13 protein-coding genes are annotated in these 21445 nt (G+C 62.0%); 6 read left to right on the forward strand and 7 right to left on the reverse strand.

Translation table 11 applies throughout. The annotated features are described in order from the left end of the window. Positions 1 to 123: 123 nt before the first annotated feature. Both PLANPX_RS18550 and PLANPX_RS18555 read right to left on the reverse strand, forming a co-directional pair. Positions 124 to 1635, reverse strand: a complete 1512-nt coding sequence (locus tag PLANPX_RS18550) for an exo-alpha-sialidase (RefSeq protein WP_152100171.1) — start codon at positions 1633 to 1635, stop codon at positions 124 to 126. Positions 1636 to 1723: 88 nt separating this feature from the next. After that, positions 1724 to 2833 (reverse strand): substrate-binding domain-containing protein, encoded by a 1110-nt coding sequence (locus PLANPX_RS18555; protein WP_152100172.1) that lies wholly within the window; start codon positions 2831 to 2833, stop codon positions 1724 to 1726. Between the two features lie 357 nt (positions 2834 to 3190). Here PLANPX_RS18555 and PLANPX_RS18560 point away from each other — a divergent pair, with 357 nt between their 5' ends. From PLANPX_RS18560 to PLANPX_RS18575, 4 genes are all read left to right on the forward strand, one after another. Further along, on the forward strand, positions 3191 to 4162 hold the full coding sequence (locus PLANPX_RS18560) for a dihydrodipicolinate synthase family protein (RefSeq protein WP_152100173.1): 972 nt from the start codon (positions 3191 to 3193) through the stop codon (positions 4160 to 4162). An 81-nt stretch (positions 4163 to 4243) separates the two neighbouring features. Next, entirely contained in the window at positions 4244 to 6904 is a 2661-nt protein-coding gene (locus tag PLANPX_RS18565; protein ID WP_152100174.1) for a sodium:solute symporter family transporter, read from the forward strand. A 162-nt stretch (positions 6905 to 7066) separates the two neighbouring features. Continuing rightward, a complete protein-coding gene (locus tag PLANPX_RS18570) occupies positions 7067 to 9547 on the forward strand; it encodes a family 16 glycoside hydrolase (protein WP_152100175.1) in 2481 nt (826 codons plus the stop codon). Between the two features lie 204 nt (positions 9548 to 9751). Further along, a complete protein-coding gene (locus PLANPX_RS18575; protein ID WP_152100176.1) occupies positions 9752 to 10843 on the forward strand; it encodes a sugar kinase in 1092 nt (363 codons plus the stop codon). 77 nt (positions 10844 to 10920) lie between these two features. Here PLANPX_RS18575 and glsA read toward each other — a convergent pair whose 3' ends face one another. The 3 genes from glsA to PLANPX_RS18590 all read right to left on the reverse strand — a co-directional run bounded on the left by glsA (position 10921) and on the right by PLANPX_RS18590 (position 15049). Continuing rightward, the gene (gene glsA, locus PLANPX_RS18580; protein WP_152100177.1) at positions 10921 to 11925 is read right to left on the reverse strand and encodes a glutaminase A; all 1005 of its coding nucleotides are present in this window, start codon (positions 11923 to 11925) and stop codon (positions 10921 to 10923) included. Positions 11926 to 11959: 34 nt separating this feature from the next. After that, positions 11960 to 13162, reverse strand: a complete 1203-nt coding sequence (locus PLANPX_RS18585; RefSeq protein WP_152100178.1) for a M20/M25/M40 family metallo-hydrolase — start codon at positions 13160 to 13162, stop codon at positions 11960 to 11962. A 69-nt stretch (positions 13163 to 13231) separates the two neighbouring features. Next, positions 13232 to 15049 carry an SLC13 family permease gene (locus PLANPX_RS18590; protein WP_152100179.1) on the reverse strand — a complete coding sequence of 606 codons (1818 nt, stop codon included), beginning with the start codon at positions 15047 to 15049 and terminating at the stop codon, positions 13232 to 13234. Between the two features lie 642 nt (positions 15050 to 15691). Between PLANPX_RS18590 and PLANPX_RS18595 the strand changes: the two genes are divergently transcribed. Then, positions 15692 to 17395 carry an AMP-dependent synthetase/ligase gene (locus PLANPX_RS18595; RefSeq protein WP_152100180.1) on the forward strand — a complete coding sequence of 568 codons (1704 nt, stop codon included), beginning with the start codon at positions 15692 to 15694 and terminating at the stop codon, positions 17393 to 17395. Between the two features lie 79 nt (positions 17396 to 17474). Further along, positions 17475 to 18914, forward strand: a complete 1440-nt coding sequence (locus tag PLANPX_RS18600) for a PhoPQ-activated pathogenicity-related family protein (protein WP_172992164.1) — start codon at positions 17475 to 17477, stop codon at positions 18912 to 18914. Between the two features lie 38 nt (positions 18915 to 18952). Here PLANPX_RS18600 and PLANPX_RS18605 read toward each other — a convergent pair whose 3' ends face one another. Beyond that, positions 18953 to 20242 (reverse strand): PhoPQ-activated pathogenicity-related family protein, encoded by a 1290-nt coding sequence (locus PLANPX_RS18605; RefSeq protein ID WP_172992165.1) that lies wholly within the window; start codon positions 20240 to 20242, stop codon positions 18953 to 18955. A 110-nt stretch (positions 20243 to 20352) separates the two neighbouring features. Then, positions 20353 to 21429: a DUF1559 domain-containing protein gene (locus PLANPX_RS18610; protein ID WP_172992166.1), complete on the reverse strand. Its 1077-nt coding sequence runs from the start codon at positions 21427 to 21429 to the stop codon at positions 20353 to 20355. Positions 21430 to 21445 lie beyond the last annotated feature (16 nt).

Here is a 21445-nt window from a genome sequence, read left to right on the forward strand (position 1 = left end):
ATAAGTCGAAAAGCAGTGCGCGGTCGCCGATTTGCCGTCAGCGCACGCCGCACAGGCCGCACTCTTTGGTTGCCGAAATTTTTTCCACACTGCGTGACGTCGACTCGTCCGGTTGCTGGCCGGTCAAGGCGTGCCGCGCAAGGCGCAGGTGATCAGGCCGATCACGAACAACTGCAGGGAACTGGCTTCAGGGACTTGCGTGAGTTGAGCCAGCCCTTCAGCTGAAAGCCCGCTCGCGATAAGTTGCTGACGAAGTTCGAACACGTCGGCCAAGCTCAGGCGGCCGTCGAAATTAAGATCGCCATTCGCGTAGCTGTCGACGCCGCCCAAAAAGTACTCGCCCGATAGCGGAGTCCAGGCGGCGATGAACGCCGACACGTCTTGCTGATTGAAGACGCCGTCTTGATCGACGTCGCCGTGAACTCCGTTCCACGGCGCGGGATCGAGATCGTCGTAATCCATGTAGGCGAACAGAATCTCGTCGTAGAGCGAATCGCCCGCCTCGAACAGGACGCCGAACCGCTCGTCATTGAGCTTCACGAGATCGGAGTAGGCCGCGGGGCCCTGGTGAATGACTGTCGACTTGCTCCAAGACGCCGTTTCGTCGTTGCTGACGCGAATCGTGAGATCTCGCCGAGCCGATGCATTCCCGGGGCCCGAGTAAAGAATGACGTTCTCCGCATCGCCTTCGTCGACGGCGCGGAAGCGGATTCCGGAGTTCTGCACGACCGGCGTCGTGATCCGTGGATCGTGGACGAACTGCGGCTGATCGTACGTCATTCCGCCGTCGCTACTGTAGGCGAAGACGCGATTGCCAGGATTGTCGGCATGGCCATCGCGAGCATTGAAGTAAACGCGTCCATCAACAAGTTCGACGGCGAAGTTTTCGTTCGGCGACGAGTCGGACTGGCTTCGGACATTCGTGTCGACGGCGCCGATTTGCCACGTTTGGCCGTGATCGTCGCTGTAGAGGACGTGAGCGCCTTGCGCCGCGTTCGGGGCCCCGTGATCGGAGGGGATGATCAGGCGACCGGCGTGATCGCCGCGTGTTAGTTGAATTCCTTGCACTGGCCCCGTCGCGTACCAATCCCACGTTGGATTCTTAGCAGTCGACGTGATTTCGACCTGGTTCGACCAAGTAACGCCATGGTCGTCGCTGTAGGAAATGAAGACGCGATCATTCTCCAGCGTGAACGGCAACCAGATCCGGCCGGGGTGGGCAGGATCGAGCATGTCGACCACCGGCGATTGATTGCCGACGGTAATCGGCGGCGGCGTTTGGCCGGCGGGGAAATATTGGCGAAAGTCGGCGTTGTCTTGCACGACTTCAAGCGGGCTCCACGTTTTACCAGCGTTCGTCGAGCGTTTGACGACAATGTCGATCTCACTCGCGTCGCCTCCCTCGCGGGCTTCGGCGAAGGCAAGCAAATCGCCGTTGGCCGCCTTCACCATCGTGGGAATGCGGTAGATGTTGTAGCCCTCGGTTCCCGACTGGTAGACCGGAACTTTGAAGACGCCGGCAGTCGCCTGGGGCGCCGGCGCGCAGGATGCGGCGACCACGCCCGCAACGACGGCTAGCTTTCGGCAAACAACTTTGCAGACGTGCAATTCCACGCTCATCAGTTCCTTCGTCATGCGAGCAGCGCCTAGGCGCTCGCTGCCGGCCGGGTCGAGCCCGTGCCCGCGTTTCAACGGTCCGCTTGGCCGTTGGGAAAAGTTCGTGCTAGACCGACCGCTTCAGTCCTGCGCTGTCGTCGCTCGCCGCTGCCATTGCATCGAGCTCGACGGGAATAATCTGGTCGCCGGCAGCCTCGCCGCGCGACTGCGCCGCCAGCAGGCGGGCCATCCGCTTGCCTTGCTCCTCGGCCGAGTAAATCGGACGCGGGAACACGTAGGCAGGCTGTTGATTTGGTAACAAGTAGTAGTCGCACACCACGACGTCGACGTCGCGGTAAAGTTCCAACCCTTGCTCCGCCACGACATTGGCGACGGCGTCGGCCATCAGCCGCGAGCGGCAGATAAATCCTGTAGGTCGATCATCGCGAGCCAGCAGATGGCGAACCTCGGCTTCACAGACTTCCGTCGACGAGGGAAGGAACCGCTCGATGAGCTGGTGAGCCAGGAGCCCGCGCTCGCCGACGCAACGCCGGAAGGCGTCCATGGTGTCGTGATCGCCCGGCAAGACTTGCTGGCGTGAGAGGTAACCAATCTGGCGGTGGCCGCGTTCGAGTAGATAGTTCGCCGCCAATTCGCCGATCGCCGACATATCGCGGTCGAACCGCGTCAGCCGCGTGATGCCGGGGTAGCGGGCGCCGTAGACGACTCCCGGGACGCCGCGATCGCAAACGAGCTGCTGCACATCGTGCGGCGTACGGACCAGGATGAATCCGTCCCGGGTCTTCGCCGTGAGCGAATCGTCGATCAGCTCGGCGACGAACTCCTTCGCGTTCATCGTCGGCAGAAAGCTGATCTGCACGTGCACGCCAGGAAGTTCCTCTTGAATCCCGAGAAGCACCAAGTCGTTGCCGATGCCTTCGGAGGTGAGGTAATTCTGGTGAACGAGAAAGTGAACCCGCCGCAACGGGGCAGGGGAGCTTTGCTGAACGGGCCCGGAGATGAACGCCCCGCGCCGCTGCTGCCGCGTGATCACTTGGCGGCGTTCCAACAGCTGCAGAGCGCGATTCGCTACGCCGTTGCCAACGCCGAGCATCCGCGACGCATCGGCCGTCGTCAGATAACGATCGCCCGGCTGGAGTTTCCGCTGGTGGATATCGGCCACCAACTGGTCCGCCAGGTCGACGATCTTCGGCGTTGTGGTAGCGACTTCAGCCATCTTGAGCGGCGTCGGCGGAGGGACGGAACCGGAAACGCAAGTGGACCGGGGGCATTTGGAATCCCACTTCCGAAAGCTTACTTGGGCTCAGTATGATTGTCGATGGAATATTACTGGATTATTGGGAATTTTTAGTTTAAGTTAGATTTCGGCCGGAAAACGGGGCTTTGACGCCTCGCAGTCGGCGGCTTCGCTCCCGTTTGGCGGCGAAAAAATACCCGTCGTGCGAGTCCTCCGCGAAAGATTCGTGCATTTTCGACGGCCAGTTCAACTACCCTTAAAACCAATCTCGCCACGGCCATTCCGGGGATTTTCCCGGCAGGCGGCTGTGGTTCTTGCATCGGAGCTCGATCGGACATGACTCAACCCCTCACGGGATTAATTGCTGCGACCTACACCCCGATGCACGAGGATGGTTCGCTCAACCTCGACGCCGTCCCCGCGATGGTCAACCACTTGGAACGCTCGGGCGTCCGCGGTATCTACATCTGCGGCAGCACAGGCGAAGGGGTCTCGCTTACCGGCGTTGAGCGTTGCGACGTCGCCGAGGCGTACATCAGCGCGGCCAAGGGGCGGCTGAGAACGATCGTGCAGGTCGGGCACAACTCGATCGCCGAGGCCCGGCAGCTGGCGAGTCACGCCCAGCGATGCGGCGCCGACGCCTTCTCGGCAATTCCGCCCTTCTACTACAAAATCGAGACGATGCAGATGCTCGTCGATTGCGCCGCGCAGATCGCCGGCGGCGCGCCGGAATTGCCGTTCTACTACTACCACATTCCGGCGTTCACCGGCACTTCGGTCGACATGGTCGATTTCATGTCCGCGGCGGGCTTGCGGATTCCTAACCTGGTCGGCCTCAAATACACAGCCCACAAAGTTTTCGAATTCCAAGCATGTCGGGAACTCAACAACGGCCGCTTCGACGTCGTGTGGGGCGCCGATGAGATGCTGCTCGCTGGCCTGGCAGTTGGCGCTCGGGGAGCGATCGGCAGCACCTACAACATTGCCGCGCCGCTCTATCGCGACATCATCGACGCGTACGATCGCCAAGACATGGAGCTTGCGCAAGAACTGCAAATGCGTTCGGTCGCGCTCGTGCGGTTGCTCAACAAATATCCGTTCCATGCGGCGACGAAGGTGGTCCTCGAACTGTACGGCCTCGAAGCGGGACCATGCCGTGAGCCGCTGGCCTCGCTTAGCAAGGCCCAGAAGGCTCAGTTGGCGATCGATCTTGAAGAATCGGGCTGCTGGGAATGGCTGCGGCCAGGCGAAGCGGCCGCCACGAAGCCGAAGCACGCTGTCTCCAACGGCGTGGCGGCGCGCGAGTAGTCGTCGAGCTTAGGCGGGCGCGACCACTCTCGGTCGCGCCCGCACCTCTCTTCTTGCTCTTCTCTTCCAGGCAGTGTCACGATGGCCCCATCAGTTACCATTGCTGTCGCGCGGCTGCAGCGTTGCACCGCCTTCGTCTGCGGGGCGGCAATCGTCTGCCTTGCATCCTTACATTCCGCCGCAGGAGCTGAGTTGCCAAAGTTCACGCAAGCGCCCATTCGGTGGGAGCAACTCGCTCCGCTGCCCGACGCGGTCGGATTCGCTGGTTCCGTGGCGGGACTTGATCGCGGGACGCTGCTGGTCGCGGGCGGTGCGAACTTCCCACAAGGGCGCCCCTGGGACGGCGCGACGAAAACCTGGCATGATCGCGTCTTCGTCCTCCGTGCTAACGCGAAGGAGTGGGAAGAACTTGCTGCCCGCCTACCGCGGCCGCTCGGTTATGCGGTTTCAGCAACGACGCCGTATGGCATCGCCGTGGTCGGCGGCAACAATGCCGACGGAGTTTACAGCGACGCATTCTTACTGCGGATTGAAGACAATGATTTAGTGACCGAACCGTTGCCGCCGCTACCGCTGCCGCTCGCAAACGCGGCGGGGGCGATGATCGGCGCGACGCTCTACATCGCCGGCGGGCAATCGGCGGCGGATGCCAACAAGATCGAGTCCTGTTTCCTCTCGATCGATCTCGCCCAACCTGCCGACAAGCGTGCGTGGGTTGAACTCGAAACATGGCCCGGTCCGCCGCGGATGCTGGCAACGGCCGGCGTCCAGGAAGGAGCGTTTTACCTCTTTGGCGGCGTTGAACTCTCCGCCGACGCAGCCGGCACGATTCAGCGGCGCTACTTGAAAGACGGCTACCGTTACCAGCCGCAGCAAGGGTGGCGCCAGGTCGCCGACATGCCGCGACCAGTCGCCGCGGCGCCGACTCCGGCGCCGGCGCTGGGAACTTCGCACCTCTTGATCGTCGGCGGCGATGACGGCGAAAACGCCTCACGAGTAGCGGAACTTAAGGACTCGCACCCCGGCTTCCCCCGTGCGAGCTTGGCTTACCACACCGTCACCGATCGCTGGGTATCCGCCGAGGAACTTCCCTTCTCGCTCGCCACGACGCCGACGATCCGCGACGGTGCGAGCGTCATCATCCCAGGCGGCGAAACTCGTCCCGGCGTACGCACCAATGAAGTGTGGCGGGGTACGCTCACCCCGCAGCGCGCGGAGTTCGGACTTCTCAATCTTTCCGTCCTGGGCGTGTATCCGCTGATCATGCTCGGCATCGGAGTGTGGTGTTCGCGCCGATCGAAAGACGCCGATGGTTTTTTTCGCGGCGGCCAGAGAATCCCGTGGTGGGCCGCCGGGCTGAGCATCTATGCCACGATGCTCAGTTCGATCACGTTCATGGCGATTCCGGCCAAGGCCTTCTTTAGCAATTGGTGGTTCATCTTCAGTCAGATATCAGTGATCGTGCTGGCGCCGGTGATCATTGCCGTCTACTTGCCGTTTTTCCGGCAGCTCAATCTCACGAGTGCGTACGAATATTTGGAGCATCGCTTCAATCTGGCGGTCCGCTGGTTCGGTAGCGCTTCGTTCATCGCGTTTCAGATCGCTCGCACTGGCATCGTCCTCTACCTGCCGGCGCTGGCCCTGTCGACGGTGAGCAGCATCGACACCACCACCTGCATCGTGGGAATGACGCTGCTGACGATCGTCGTCACCTACTTCGGGGGAATGGAGGCGGTGATTTGGACCGACGTCGCGCAGTCGATCATCCTCCTCGCGGCGGCGGCGCTATCGCTGGCCGTAATCGCCTGGCAACTCGATGGCTCGACGATCGACTTATTTCGCGCGGCGGCGAGCGATGGCAAGTTTTTCCCCGCGATTCCCGTGTCGCCTGATTTCGCCATCGAGTCGGTGTGGGTGTTGGTGCTTGGAACATTCTTCGCCACGCTCATCTCCTACACCTCGAACCAAGAAGTCGTGCAGCGATTCATGACCACCAGCGATGAAAAGCAAGCCGCCCGCGCGATCTGGGTAAACGCCTGGCTGTCGCTGCCGTCGGGGATGCTGTTCTTCGCCGTGGGCACGGCGCTCTACCTCTTTTATCAGCAGTTCCCTGAACGCCTCGACCCGGGCCTCGCGCGGAATGATGCGATTTACCCGTTCTTCATGGTCCACGAACTTCCGCCCGGATTGGCAGGTTTTGTGGTCGCCGGTATCTTTGCCGCCGCCCAGCCAACGAGCAGCCTCAACAGCGTCGCCACGGCGGTGGTCACCGATTTCTATCAGCGGATGCGGCCCGCAGCGAGTCCGAAGAGTCGCGTCCGCGTCGGCCGCGCGGCAACGATCATCACCGGGCTGGCCGGCATGGCAGTCGCGCTCACGATGGAGCAGTTTCCCGTCGAATCGCTTTGGGAATTGTTCCTCAACGTGCTCGGTTTAACCACCGGCATACTGGCAGGTCTCTTCTCGCTTGGCATTCTGACGAAGCGAGCTCATGGAACGGGCGCGCTACTCGGCGTCGCGGCGTGCATTGCGGCGATGTGGGCGGTGTCTGAGTACGGAGACGTTCACGCGATGATGTACGGCTGCTTGGCCGTCGTCGTCAGCTTTGGCGCCGGCTATCTTTTTAGCTTGCTGCTCCCCGGCGCCACGAAGCAACTGGAGGGGTTGACGATTCATACGCAGCGATCGATCGCGTCCTCGCCAGTGTCGGCATCGTTGGCTGCGCTTGCCGCGCACTCCTAGCCTGCCGCCAGATGTGCCTATTGGCGGGTCGCGCCGCAGCGACTGAAGAATCGAGAGGCGACGTGACAACCACTCTCAGTCGACTGACTAGCATTCTCCTAGTTCGATGAACCGGCCTGGGTGAAAATTTGAGGAGTCTCCTCACCCCGACGGAACTCTTCGATGGCATCACGCAACGGCTTTTTCCCGATTTGCTGCGCAAGTTTTGTTCTGCTGTCCGCGAGCTTCTCGCTTGCCCAACCGGCGACGATCCGCATCGACGCAGCGAAGGAAATCCACCGCCTGTCGCCGCTGCTGTCCGGCGCGTGCATCGAAGACGTCAACCACGAGATCTACGGCGGGCTCTACAGCCAGATGATCTTCGGCGAGAGTTTCCAGGAGCCGGCCCTTGCTTCTCCGATTGAGGGGATGGCCGCGTACGGAGGCGACTGGAAAATCGCCCACGAAATCCTGCAAAGCCCCGCGGGCGACGGGAACAAGATCGTCGCCAAGGACGCTACGTTTGCCGACGGCGAAGCGAGCGTTGAGATCTGGTTCGACGACAACGCCGCGGGGAACGCCGGTCTCATCATCCGCACATCGCAGCCGGGCATCGGCGCCGACCGCTTCGTGGGATACGAGATCGCTCTCGATCCAGAACGGCAAGTCGTGCGACTCGGTCGCCATCGTCACGATTTTACGTTGCTGCAAGACGCCGCGTGCGACGTGCCGACGCAGGAGTGGGTAACGCTTCGCGTCGTGGCTGAAGGGTCGCAGTTGGAAATCTTCGTAAACGGCCAGAATGTTCTCACCTACGACGACGCCGATCCGCATGCCATCGAAACCGGGGCTGTTGGCCTCCGGCAGTTTCATCGCGCGGCACGCTATCGGAACCTCCAAGCGGGCGCCACTGGGCAGACGCGGGCAATTCCCTTCACGCCCGCGAAAGCGAATGGCCAGGCAATCAGCCGCATGTGGCAGCCGATTCGGACTGGCGACGTGCAGCCGGCGTTCGAACTCCCGCGGACCAATCCATTTGTCGGCGTGCAAAGCCAGCACATCAAGTTCACCGCAGGAACCGGCGAAGCGGGCATCGCCAATCGCGGCCTCAACGGCTGGGGACTCCATTTCGAAGCAGGGCAGCCGTACGAGGGCGAGTTGTACCTTCGCGCCGACGAACCGTGTGAGTTGTACGTTGCGCTTGAGAACAAGGATGGTTCGCGAGTCCTCGCCGAGCAGACGCTGCATGTCGCGGCTGGGAATTGGAGGAAGCTTGACTTCAAGCTCACTCCCTCCGCCACCGTTCGCGATGGGCGGTTTACGATCAAGCTGCGTCGGCCAGGTAACGTCGTCGTAGGTTACGTGTTCCTGCAACCGGGCAGTTGGGGTCGGTTCAAAGACTTGCCAGTTCGCCGCGACGTAGCGGAGCTCCTGCAACAGCAGGGAATCCGGCTGCTTCGCTACGGCGGCACGATGGTCAACAACGACGAGTATCGCTGGCAGAAAATGATTGGGCCGCGCGCGACGCGGCCGCCGTACGACGGTCACTGGTACGACTACTCGACCAACGGCTGGGGAATCATCGACTTCATGAACTTCTGCGAGGCGGCCGACTTCGAGTACGTGCCAACCTTCAGCATGGGTGAAACGCCGGAGAGCATGGCTCAGTTCATCATGTACGCCACGGCGCCGGCGGAGAGCGAGTGGGGCGCCAAGCGGGCGCGCGACGGGCATCCGGAACCATACCGACTGAAGTATTTGCAATTGGGCAACGAAGAGCGGGTCGATCTGGATTATGCCGCCCGCTTCAAGGAGCGTGCCGAAGCGATCTGGAAGGTCGACCCGAACATTCAACTGATCGTCGGCGACTTCGTCTACGATCACCCGATCACCGATCCGCAATGCATCACCGGGGCCGCCTCGGGGATCACGACGCTCGATGGTCAACGGAGCATCCTGGAGTTCGCGAAAGCGGCCGGGCATGAAGTTTGGTTCGACGTCCACGTCTGGACCGACGGGCCCGACCGCCATCAAACGCTGGAGGGGATGTTCTCGTTTATAGACGCCCTGGAGAATCTGCAGACAGGCGCGGACTTCAAGGTGGTCGTCTTTGAATTCAATGCAAACAATCACGACCAGCGGCGTGCGATCGGCAATGCGCTTGCGCTCCACTCGGTGGAGCGCGACGGCCGTATTCCGATCGCCCTCTCGGCGAACTGTCTACAGCCCGACGGCCAGAACGACAATGGCTGGGACCAGGGACTGCTCTTTCTCAATCCCTCACAAGCCTGGCTGCAGCCGCCGGGGTATGTCACGCAGATGTATTCGCAAGCGGCCCAACCGCGGCTTGTCGCGTGCGAGGTCGCCGGCGCCGAGTCGCTCGACGCCAATGCGAAGCTGAGCGATGACGGCAAGTCGCTCACTTGCACCATCGTCAACTCAGGCTCGGCCGCCGTCGGCGTCTCGCTGGTCATCGACGGCTATCGACCCGCGAGCAAACAAGTCGTCGCGACCAGCCTGGCGGGGCCGCTCGCCGTGGCGAACACTGCCGAGCAACCGGAGCGCCTCACGCCGCAGCGGCGGGAGTGGAGGTTTGGCGATCTATCGACAGGCGCGGAGTTTCGCTTTGAGCCTTACTCTGTCACGACGATCGAGTTCAAATAGCGGTGCGTCTGCAGCACTTCGGTCCGTTAGTTGACGCCGCAACCGATGAATGGCCTGGAACGCCGCACGGAGACGCCGCAAGGGGCATGGCTGACGGCGTCGACGACGGATGTTCCAGCTCGCAAACCGGCCGGTTCCAAAAGCCGAGCGTCTACTGCATAATCTTAGGTTCCTTCACTTCTCTCTCCTCAAGGAACTGCCGCAGTGCCGCTTCACGTCCTCTCGCCAGACCAGTGCCATTTCGATTGCGTCGCACTTGGCGAGGTGATGCTACGGCTCGACCCGGGCGAAGGACGTATTCGCCGCACGCGCAGCTTTCAGGCCTGGGAAGGGGGAGGGGAATACAACGTCGCCCGCGGACTGCGTCGTTGCTTCGGGTTGCGAACCGCCGTCGTCACCTCGCTCGTCGACAATGAAGTCGGTCGGCTGGTCGAAGACCTGATGCTGCAGGGCGGGGTCGATCTGAGCTACCTGCAATGGCAAGCCGACGACGGCATCGGGCGGCGCGTGCGAAATGGCTTGAATTTCACTGAGCGCGGCTTTGGCGTTCGCGGCGCGCTGGGCGTTTCCGATCGCGGGCACACTGCCGTCAGCCAACTCACCGTCGGGTCCGTCGACTGGGATGCGCTGTTCGGCACGCAGAAAACTCGCTGGTTCCACACCGGCGGTATTTTTGCCTCGCTCTCCGACTCGACGGCTGAAGTCGCCATCGAAGCCTGCAAGAAAGCGAGCGCCAACGGCGCCATCGTCTCCTACGACCTCAACTATCGCCCCAGCCTCTGGAAAGATCGCGGCGGCGTCGAGCGTGCGCGCGAGGTGAACCGGCAGCTCGCGCCGCTGGTCGACGTGATGATTGGCAACGAAGAGGACTTCTCGGTCGGGCTCGGCATCGAAGTCGGCGGCGCTTCGGAATTGCTCGAAGGCGAAGGAGACTTCGCCCGGATGGTCGACGCCGCCACTTCGGAGTTTCCGAACTTCAAGCTCGTAGGGACGACGCTGCGTTCGGTGAAGTCGGCGACGGTGAACGATTGGTCGGCCATCTGCTGGTACGACGGGGCAATCTACCGTTCTAACAAGTACCCGGCACTGGAGATCTTCGACCGGGTCGGCGGCGGCGATAGTTTTGCGTCCGGTCTGATCTACGGATTCCTCAGCGGCCAAGCGCCGCAGACCGCCGTCAATCTCGGCGCCGCCCATGGCGCATTGGCGATGACGACGCCCGGCGACAACTCGATGGCTTCGCTTGCGGAAGTTGTGAAGCTTGCCGCCGGCGGCAACGCTCGCGTCGTTAGGTAACCGCGCTCGTCGTTGCTTGATTCGTGCTAGAGCGGTTTCGAATGCCGGAGAAGCGGCAAACGCGACGCAAGATGGAATTACGCCTCGGACTGCGAGAGGAACAAGTCGAGTCCGAGACTCTGCGAGAGACGCCGCGCGACGAGTTGGCCCTTCACGCTGTTGCCCGCGGCGTCGAGCGGCGGGGCGAACGTCCCTAGGCCACCCTTGCCGGGGGAAACGGCCACGATGCCGCCGCTGATGCCGCTCTTGCCGGGCAGGCCGATCTCGTAAAGCCAGTCGCCGGAGGTTTCGTACAGACCCGCGGTCGCCATCACCGCGAGGACGTAGTGGCAGACAGCGGGGTCGACGACGCGCTCCCGCGTGATCGGGTTCACGCCGCCGTCGGCGAGCGTGGCCCCCATCACAGCGAGATCCTTCGCTGTGACGTTCAGGGAACATTGCTTCGTGTAGAGATCGATCGCCGCCGCCGGATCCATGTAGAGGCGGTCGAAACTTTGCAGCAATCGCGCGAGGGCCTGATTGCGAAAGTTCGTCGCGGTCGCTGAAGCGTAGACTTCGTCATCGAGTTGCAACTCGCGCCCGGCGAATCGCGAGAGCCCTTCGTGGATGAACTGCCATTGGGCTTCGGGCGAGTCGCCGGGAACCAAGCTGGTCGTCGCGATCGCGCCGGCGTTGACCATCGGGTTCGTCCGGCCGTCGTCGCCCGCTTCGACTGCTGCGAGCGAGTTGAACGCGCGGCCGGTGGCGTTGACGCCGACCTTCTCTTTGAGTTGCTGCGGCCCCAGCAGTTGGCAGACGAGCGCGAAGACAAACGGCTTCGAGACGCTCATGATCGTGAACTCGTGCTCCGCGTCGCCGGCGGAGATCACTTCGCCACTGGCGTCGACGACGCTGATGCCAAAGAGCTCGCTCGGCACGCGGGCAAGGGCAGGGTAGACCTGCGAATTTTCTCCCTCTGAGTTCGTGCGATAACGCTCGTAGGCGCTCTGCACCAACTGCGCGACGCGATCGCGCGGCGGCAGTCTGCCGGTGGAGACGAACGACTCGAAAGCGTCTTCATTATTTGCTGCGTGCGCGAACATGCGCGAACTCCTGAAAACTTCTCGACGCGTGAGATCAATCCGCCAACGTCGCCAGGGCGATTGCCAGCCGGCAGCCTTGGGCGAACTCTGGCAAGTCGACGTACTCCTTCACGGTGTGAATTTCATACTGCCCGGCGCCGAACGTCACGGTCGGCATGTCGTGGTTCACCAGCCAATTGGCGTCGAGCCCGCCGTTGGAAAACTTTGTGTTCGGCGTTAGACCGAGCGACGCGACGGCACGCTTCGCTCGGGCGACGACCGCGGAGTCTTCGGGCAGCTTGAACGACGGGTACGACGGCTTGCTGGTGAACTTCACTTCGGCCGTGGCGCCGTCGGCGTCGGCGACTTCTTGCCGAGCCGTTTCGAACGCCGCGCGGTACGCGGCGGAAATCGTCGCGGCGAAACTCGCCTCGGGGCTGCGGGCTTCGCCGACCATCCGCACGTAGTCGGTGACGACGTTGGTGGCTTCGCCGGCAGGTTGGCCCGGCTTACCGCCGAAAACGCCGATGTTGCTCGTGCCGTAGCCCTCGGGCTTCGTCACCTTGCCGAACCAACCGCCGCGCTTTGCTTCGGTGAGGGCGATGGCGCCGACAAGCGTGGACGAGATCCCTTTCTCCGGTGCAACGCCGGCATGCGCTGCCTTGCCGATGATTTCAGCCTGCCAGCCCTCTTGAGCGACCGCGCCGATCACAAGATCCGCCGCCAGCTTCCCGTCAAAATTGAAACACATTGCAGCGCCGCCTAAGTCCGCGGTGTTCAACTCGCGGGCGCCGTGGAGGCCGCTTTCTTCGCGAACGGTGAACAGCAAGGTGAGCGGCGGGTGAGGGATGTTGTGCTTTAGCAACGTCTCGACCAAGGTGACCAGCACCGTGCAGCCAGTGCGATTGTCTCCGCCGAGGGCCGTCGAGCCATCGGTGCGGATGCGATCGCCTTCGCGAATCGGCTTGGCGCCAGAGCAGAGGGGAACGGTGTCGAGGTGCGTTGAGAAGGCAATTCGCTCGCCGCCGGTTGTGCCGGGGAGCGTGACGATCAGGTTGCCAGTTTCGGTCGGCAGCGGGATGCGCTCGTTCGCGTCGTCGAACCGAATGGCCTCCGCGGGGACGCCGAGGCTCTTGAGGTCCTCGATGACGACGGCCGCGATCGCCGCCTCGCGACCGGTGACGCCTTCGACGGCGAGATACCGCATGAGCCGCGCTTCGGCGGCAGCAACGTCGAGGAGTGAAGCTGGTTGGCTCATCGCGAGGCAGGTCCTATCAGTGAAGTTGCTGAGCATGGTTTGATATTCGCTTCGAACGTCGTCGCAGCATCACGGCGGCAGCAACCACGGCACGAGCGCGACGCTGACCGCCATGACGATGAGACTAAACGGCACGCCGATGCGGACGAAGTCGCCGAAGGTGTAGCGGCCAGGCGTCACCACCAACGTGTTGACCGGCGACGAGACGGGTGTCATGAAGGCAGTCGATGCGGCGAGCGCGACGATCATCGCGAACGGTTGCGCCGAGAGACCGAGCTCCTCGGCAATGGTGATCGCCACCGGCGCCATCAGCACCGCGGTTGCGGTGTTGGAGATGAACATGCCGAGCAGGGCGGTGATCGCAAACAGCGCCGCCAGTACAACGCGAATTCCGGAACCGCCGACGGCATCCATCAGTAGATCCGCCGCAAGCCTCACGCCGCCGGTACGCTCGAGCGCGATCGAAAAAGGGAGCATGCCGACAATGAGGACGAGCGTCTTCCAGTCGATGCTGCGGTACGCGCTGTTGAGGTTCACGCAGCCGAACACGCCCATCAGCAGGGCGCCGATCAGCGCCGCCTGCACATTGGGGACGACGCCGCTGATCATCAGGCCGATCGCGATCATCAAGCAGACAACGGCGTGCAACGCTTTGCCTTGTACCGGCAAGACTTCGTCGAGTTCGGCGGGAAGATTGAACGCCACCAGCTTCGAGGTGACTTGTTGCAGATTGCCAATCGCCTTCCACGGCCCGATAACGAGCAGCGTATCGCCCACGTGGAGATGCTCGTGACGCAATACGCCTTCGAACGCCTCGGCGCCGCGACGGAGGCCGATGACGTTGAGGCGGAACCGCTCGCGGAATGATGCCTCGGCAAGCGACTTGCCCACGAGCGGCGAGGTCGCGGGGACGATCACCTCGGCCATGCCGATCTGTTGCGACATGTCGGAGAAGTAAGCCCCAGTGAGCGGCAGTTCGTCGAGCCCGAAGCGACGCCGTAGCTCCGCGACGTCGGGCTCCGGTGCGAAGAGATCGACCAGCAGCACGTCGCCCGATTGGAGCGTCGTCGAGCCTTCAGGCTGAATGAGCGTTCCTGTTCGTTCGATCGCCACGAGATTGGCGCCCGACACGTCGCGCAAGTTCGCCTCGGCGACCGTTTCGCCGATGAGCGGCGATTCGGGGCGGACGCGAACGCGATGCTCGCGGGCATTGAGCTTGTACTGGTCGATCCAATCGGCCATCCGCGGGCGGCCGAGGCTGGTGGCGTCTTCGGCGGTTTCCGAGGAAAGCCAACGACTGGCGAACTTCATGTAGAGAATCGCGAGCGCCAGCACCGGCAGTCCGAAGGGCGTGAAGCTGAAGAAGCGGAAGCCTTGCTCGCCCATGCGGATGAGTTCGCTGTTGACGACCAGATTGGGCGCTGTGGCGATGAGCGTCATCATGCCGCTGATGAGGGCCGCCATGCTGAGCGGCATCATCAGTCGGCTGGGCGAGATCCGCATGCTTTGCGCGATGCGGAGGACGACTGGGATGAAGATCGCTGTGACGGCAGTCGAGCTCATCGTCGCGCCCAAGCCGCAGACGACGACCATCAGCAGCACGAGCAGTCGGGTTTCGCTGCCGCCCGCCTTATCGGCGAGCCAGTCGCCGAGCCGCCGCGCGACGCCGGTGCGCACCAAGCCGTCGCCAAGCACGAACAGCACGGCGATGAGGACGATGTTCGGATCGGCGAAGCCGGCGAGCGTTTCGCTGACGGTGACCGTTCGCGTGAACGGCAGCAGCGTCAGCATCAGGAGCGCCACGGCGTCCATCCGCGGACGGTTGATTGCGAACATCACAATCGCCGCCGCGAGCAACGCGACGACGACGAGCAGTTCCGTATTCATCGACGGCCTCCCAATCTATCTGCGCGGCGCCCGGGGGCGCCCATTCCAACGTGAGGCATCATCGAAAGCTTTTTTCCGCAGCTAACTCTGTCCTAACGCGTGACTTGCGACGCATTCGCATCGCGTCCTGGAAATTGTAGGGAAAACGCGGGGAGATACGATTGGGCTGGGCGGGTTGGATGTCGAGTTTTTACCCGCACGCGGTGGGGTAGGCGGGTCGTGTGTCGCCTCGTGTCGCCTGATGTCGCGTCGCTTGTGTCGTTTTTTGCATTTTTGGCGACACTTGAGTTGAAGCTGCGTAGGTTGGGTGTTTTTTGCTTGAGTTGTGGTGTTGATGAATTCGGCGCGCAACGGTGGCGCCGAGTTCCCCCCGGATGAACCGGGGGGCTCGCATTTGAATTGGTATGGGACAGCAGGAAACTGGCAGTGCAGCATGCACACTAGCGGATTGGGTGGCCCAGTTTCAACAACTAAATTTGGCCACTGCTTCTTTCCAGCGAGTACGTCTCCGGCTGACGAAATCGCGAAACAAAGTTCGCCGCTTCGTGTTACACTAAACGCCCGTTCGGCCAGCGGCGCTGGCGGCGACTCTTCCGCTTTCTCTTTTCGATCTGGTTGGCAGCGAGTTTTCAGGAGACTTGCATGGCGACGCTCTTATCGGCTCCCGCGACCGAGCGGCCATTAGCGGCTGCGCTGTTTGAACACCTCGACGCGACGCCGGACGTGACGGCGATCTTGCTGCCCGGCGCCGGCGGGGTTCGCGAAGTTAGCTGGCAGCAGCTTGGCGACGACGTCGCGCGGATGTGCGTCTTGCTGCAGCGGCGCGGGATCGGCAGCGGCGATCGGCTGATTTTGTGGAGCGACAATAGTTACGAGTGGATCGTCATTGACCTGGCGATGCAACTTGTGGGAGCGATCAACATCCCGCTGCATGGGTCGTTGCCGGCTCCGGCGGCCGCGGCGCAGATCGCGCACGCCGAACCGCGGTTGGCATTGATCGCGACGGCGGCGCTTGCCCGCGAACTGGAGAAGCATTCGCCAGGGCTGATTGCTCATGATTCGATTGAACTGATTGCAGCGGCGGATGGAACGCCGCCGCTGCTCGAACGGTTGCAGCAATACTCGGTCGACGACGGCCGGCAACTCATCGAGAGCCGGCTGGCGACCTTCGATCCTGCGACCGTCGCGACGATCCTCTACTCGTCGGGGACCAGCGGCGAGCCGAAGGCGGTGGCGCTGACGCACGCCAATCTCAGTTCCAACGCCTACGCCGTCATCGTCGGGCTGACGGAGCCGCGAACCGAGCGGCGAATGAACTTTCTGCCGTTCAGCCACATCTACGCGCGGACGTGCGATCTGTACGCCTGGCTTATCGGCGGGTCGCAGATTGTGCTCGCGGCGAGTCGCGAGTCAGTCATCGCCGATTGTGCGCGAACGCAACCGACGCTGATCAACGGCGTGCCGTACTTTTACCAGCGGGTGGGGCAGAAGGTCGCCGCGGCCGAAGAGAGCGGGGCGGCCGTGACGCTGCGGCAACTGTTCGGCGGCAACTTGCGGGCCTGCATTTGCGGCGGGGCGGCGCTGCCGGTCGCGACGTTCGACTTCTATCACGAGCGCGGGTTGTTGCTGTTGCCTGGCTACGGGCTCACCGAATCTTCGCCGGTGATCTCGATGTCGTCGCCGGAAGAGTATCGCCGCGGCAGCGTCGGCAGAGCAATTCCCGGAGTCGAGGTCCGCATCGCGGAAGACGGCGAACTGCTCACCAAGGGTCCGCATGTCATGCTGGAGTATTGGAAAGATCCGGAACTGACACGGCAGACGATTCGCGACGGTTGGCTCTACACCGGCGACCTTGGCGCCATCGACGCCGACGGATTTATTTCGATTACCGGCCGCAAGAAGGAACTGATCGCCCTCTCCACCGGGAAGAAGGTGGTGCCGCCGCATATCGAAGGGGTGCTGACGCGCGAGCCGCTGATTTTTCAGGCGATGGTCGTCGGCGACAATCAGCCGTATCTGGCGGCGGTGATTGTTCCTGATTTTGATTTGCTCGGGCAGTGGGCAGCCGCGCATAGCGTCGGCGTCTCGTCGCCGGCGGAGTTGATTGAGGAGCCGGTGATCGTCGCCTTTTATTGCGAACTGGTGCGCAAGCAACTCGAAGGATTGCCGCCGTACGAGCAGGTGAAGCGGTTCCGCTTGCTGTACGAACCGTTCACCGTCGCCGAGGGGCTGATCACTCCCAAGTTGAGTTTGCGCCGCGAGATGATTTTGCGGAAGCATCAACCGGCAGTCGCCGCCCTCTATGCGGGGGGCGGGGTTGCGGTAGAGTACTGCGATCGGCACTAACCGCGTTCGCATGTTTCGCCACAATCGTTGCGGCGGCATTGCACCGCCTCACGGTCATCGTTCACTTCGGAGCTTCTCGATGCGTTTCAAGTTGACGCGCGTGCTCGCCTACGTTGCGCTGTCGTTCGGCCTGCAACCATTTTGTGCGGCGAAGGAAGCCGCGACCGCGACCGCTTCCGCAACGTCGCCGCTGATTGAGTACGTCCAGCAGGCCGATCCCAACTTTAAGTGGGAAGTCGCGAAGAAAATCGAGGAAAATCCGAGTGAAACGACGGTCATCAAGCTCACGTCGCAAGGGTGGCGCAGCCCCGAGGAAGTCGACCGGACGGTGTGGGAGCATTACCTCGTCGTCGTGAAGCCGGCGAAACTGACGACGAACAAGGCGTTCCTCATCGTCGCCGGCGGCGGCAACGATCGACCGGCGCCCGACGATGCCAACATGGCGGTGCGGATGATCGCCGAAGCGACCGGCAGCATTGTTGCGGAGCTCAAGATGGTGCCGAACCAGCCGCTCATTTTTCACGGCGACGGCAAGCCGCGGAAGGAAGACGACCTCATCGGCTACGGCTGGGCTCAGTTCCTCGAAACGGGGGACGCGAAGTGGCTGCCGCGGCTGCCGATGGTGAAGAGCGTCGCCGCCGCAATGGATTGCTTGCAGGAGTGGTCGAAAGGGGAGGGGGCGCCGATCGAGAAGTTCGTCGTCGCGGGGGCGTCGAAACGGGGTTGGACGACTTGGATGATCGGCGCCGTCGACCCGCGCGTCGAAGCGATCGTGCCGATCGTCATCGACGTCGTCAACTGCGAGAAGACGATGCAGCACCACGCCGCGGTCTACGGCTTCTGGGCGACGGCGGTTGGCAACTACTACCAGCACAAAATCCTGCAACGTTCAACCCACCCGCGGATGCGCGAGCTCTACGCGATTGAAGACCCATATTTTTACCTCGACCGATTGACGATGCCGAAATACATCGTCAACGGCAGCGGCGATCAGTTCTTCTGCCCCGACTCGTCGCAGTTTTACTTTGACGACCTCAAGGGGGAAAAGCATCTGCGTTACGTGCCAAACGCCGATCACTCGGTCGACGGCAGCATCGATGCGGTCACGAGCATTGTTGCGTTTTACCAAATGTTGCTCGCGGATCGTCCACGCCCAGAAACTAAGTGGACCTTCGAAGCAGACGGCGGGATTCGCGTCACTACCGACCAGAAACCGCGGGCGGTGAAGCTGTGGCAGGCGGTTAATCCCAACGCCCGCGACTTCCGCGTGGTGACGATCGGCAAGGCTTACCAAAGCACCGACATTCAGCCCGAGGCCGACGGAGCGTACGTGGCGAAGATTGCCACGCCGGAGAAAGGGTGGAGCGCGTCGTTCGTAGAGCTTGAGTACGATTCCGGGGGCACGTTCCCCTTCAAGGTCACGACGAGCGTGCGCGTGCTGCCGGAGACGCGACCGTTCGAAGGGATTAACCTCGATGACGTTCCTTACGAGCCGATGTTGAAAAAGGACGGCAAGTAAGGCGTCTCATCGCTTGCGGTGCCCATTTGTAACGCTAGTTACTCGCGGCGGAGCGTCGTTGACAGGTTGTAGGGGAGGGCACCCTGTTTGTAGGTCGCTTCGCCGAAGAGGGCGATGTGACCCTTCTCCGGGCGTGCGACGACGCCGACGTACTCCGCGCTGTCGCCGTCGACGGCTAGCTCGGTCGCTTCCCACTTGGCGTTACGGAAGTCTTTTGTGTCGGACCGGGCGACCCACAGTCGCACCGACTCCGGTTGCGGCGTCGAGTTGATCGTCAGCCGCAGTTCGCCATCGTCGCCGGCGTGCTCCCACTTGAGTTCCGGCAACGGCTCGCCCTCGGCCACATGCTGCGCGAACGCGGCGAGCGTCATCAACGCCGCCTCGCGGCCGCCATCAAGCCCATGCCCGGCGTTCGGCACGTAGCGGACGTGCTTCTCGCCGATGAGGCCGTCCCAGTACAGGTTGAGCGCATCGACCGTCCAGTACTGATCATTGGTGCCGTTGATCAGCAGTTTGGGAAGCTTCAGTTCGCTGCGATAGGTGTAGGGATCGACCCACTGCCAGAGCGGGATATCGGGACGGTTCTGCATCACGTCGACGAGCCCCTTGCTCGTGTAGTCGGCGATCTGCTCGCTGTACTCGCCCCAGGTTTCGAGTTGATACTTCATCTGCGCGGGCAGGTTGAGCGTGTCGATGACGATCGGCGCCACGCCGGCGACGCGATCGTCGGCTGCGGCGGTCAGCCAGCTCGTCCAGCCACGTTTCGAACCGCCGGTAACGACGAATTGCTCCACGTCGACGTCGTATTGCGTCTTGCCGAAGTCCTGAATCGCCGTCATCGCGGCCGTGGCGCTTTTCACCATCGGGAAGAGCAGGGGCCAGGTGGGGTCGCGGCTGTCGACGTAGCGGAGGAAAGTTTCGGAGATGAGATCGTCTTCGACCTTGTCGCCGAGCAGCGGCTGGTTCGGCACCTGATGAAGATAGGCAACCGGCATCGCCGCCGCTTTCGCGAGGCTGGCCCCCAGCTTCATGTCGTCCATGCTCGGCGTGCCGCCGATCCGGCCGCCGGTGATGAAGAGGAGCACTGTTTGTTTGTGTTGCACGTTGTCGGGGACGTAAATGTACAGGGCGTGCTTCCAGGGAATGTCGTGCCACGTTTGTGAGGTGAGTTCCAGTTTGTGGACGGGGGAGCCGTCGACTTTCTCGGAGCCGACGACCTTGTAGCCGTAGCTATCATCGGGGGCGGTGACGTAGTCTTTCAAAGCGGCGGGGATCGACTCCGCCGCCACGGGAGCGGTGGCTACGACGGGCTCTCGAGCTGCACCCACTCCAGCAGAAACGATCGCCCCAAGAACGATTGGCAAAGCTAGCCAGCTCAAACGCATAGTTGTACTCTTCTAAAATTCAAGTTCATTCAAGACCGGCACGTCTGGCGGCTTTAATCGGACACAACCTCTTCGCCGGCGATCGTCGATCGAGCTCGATACGTCGTCATGTCAATTCCTTCGACCAGAAATCGAACCGATCCATCTGCAAACAGGAAATTACATCCGCCCGGATGATCGCTGCGATAATTGCTGGCTGAGTGCGACCCGCCTTCAAAGCTCGCTTTGCAGTAGTACCCGGACGTCCCTTTCTTGAACTCGTTGGCGTCGATGCCGAACTGCGTGAAGCTAATAAATGTATCCGTCACGGGATACTTATTGATGGCTTCGACGGTGCAACCGTAGGATCCCGATCTTGCTCCAAGCGTCTCAAAGAACTGCCTACTATTCGGCTCTCCGATAATCCAGCCCATTGCCGCGGTCGGCAGTTCGCTTCCGCCGGGAATGGGAACCAAATCTTGTTCTCCGCACTTCGCTCCGTGACATACTTTCCAGCGAGGATCTCCGCTGCAATCTCCCATGGCGATGGTGTTGCTCAGCCCGTCAGTGATTTGCTTCATCGAAGCGCCCCACGAGGTATTGAACATGCCATTCTGCGACGCTGGGATATCGCCCTCCTTGCCCCCATTACGGGCGCAGAAAGCATCTGTGTATCCCATGCAAAAGCCGTACTCGCCTACCCCAAAGGACAGCCGCTCGATCGCCGCGAAGAGCTGCGGGTCATCGTAGGGGTTCAACGCCGAAGAAGAAGGGCATTTGAACATTGCTATCGGCGTCGCGATCGTTTCGACCGTCTGGTCCTCCCACTGAAGGTTCTGGTTGTATAACGAGTTCAAAGCCGCTTGCTCGAAATACGGAAGCAAAACGGCGTTTGCATTCGCGTAGACGTCGTTAAGCGAAGAGGGTTTAAGCAGCGAGCCTTTAGGGAATGCTCCCTTGACGGACGCGTAATTCTGCAGAGCTAAGCCGTACTGCTTCAGATTGTTTACGCATTGCGCGCGCCGCGACGCTTCACGCGCCGCCTGGACCGCGGGGAGCAGTAGCGCGACCAGCACGCCGATGATCGCAATGACAACCAGCAATTCAACCAATGTGAAGCCGCGAGCCAAGCGAGAACGAGCATCCATCATCTTTTTCCTCATCTCT

Source organism: Lacipirellula parvula, assembly GCF_009177095.1.
Lineage (GTDB): Bacteria > Planctomycetota > Planctomycetia > Pirellulales > Lacipirellulaceae > Lacipirellula > Lacipirellula parvula.